The sequence below is a fragment of the Halolamina salina genome, from assembly GCF_042678005.1.
Classification (GTDB): Archaea; Halobacteriota; Halobacteria; order Halobacteriales; family Haloferacaceae; genus Halolamina; species Halolamina salina.
This window is the reverse complement of sequence record NZ_JBHUDH010000207.1, coordinates 1-686: the sequence shown is the minus strand read 5'-3', so window position 1 is coordinate 686 and position 686 is coordinate 1. Positions and strand designations below refer to the sequence as shown.

Here is a 686-nt window from a genome sequence, read left to right as displayed (position 1 = left end):
CAGTCTCTGCTATCCGCTTCTTTGTTTGTCGGAACGTTTCATCAAGCCGCATCTTAGTTCGCTCGTACCCGCTCATATACCGCTCGCCTTTCTCCGTTTGGCGAATTTCGTGTGGTTCATCCTCTTCATCTACTTCGACGTGTCCCAAATCGATATACCGCTGCATCGCCTGAGACAGCCCTGGATCATATGGACCCCGTTCCTCCCTTACAAATGATAACTCTGAGTCCTCAGCTTCCTCATCGACGTAATTGTAGAGCAGTTTGTGGTACTTCGCCCGTCCTTCGATTTCCCCATCCGCTTCGTCTAATAGTAAGAGTCGCGGATGGTGGGCTTCGTCATCAGTCATCCGCAATCAACTCCTCCATATCGTCAAACGTGTATTGAACCTGAATCCGATCTAAGGATTTGACCTGCTGCGGATTGAAGTGAGACTCCAGATCCTCGTTTGAGGTCATGATGATAAACTGAATATCAGAATCGCGGATGTACTCGAGTGTCTCCTCTCGAATGTCTTCATCGATGTTTGCAAAGGGCTCGTCAAGAACGAGGATCTCCCAGTTGTGCCCGGCGTCCTCGGTTTCGGTTGCTTGTTCTGCTAGCGTATATGCAAACGACAAGTTCAGAAGCCAGATTTCTCCTGTACTTAGCTCATCATACTCCCGGGCCCCTTCATTTCCTGGAAG

Annotated in this window: 2 protein-coding genes; both read right to left on the bottom strand. The window is 49.4% G+C overall.

Going from position 1 to position 686, the window contains the following annotated elements; translation table 11 throughout:
- A partial coding sequence (locus tag ACFR9S_RS14590; protein ID WP_379818949.1) for a hypothetical protein occupies nucleotides 1-349 on the bottom strand: 349 nt, incomplete at its 3' end.
- A partial coding sequence (locus tag ACFR9S_RS14585) for an SbcC/MukB-like Walker B domain-containing protein (protein ID WP_379818948.1) occupies nucleotides 342-686 on the bottom strand: 345 nt, incomplete at its 5' end. The genes ACFR9S_RS14590 and ACFR9S_RS14585, both read right to left, overlap by 8 nt.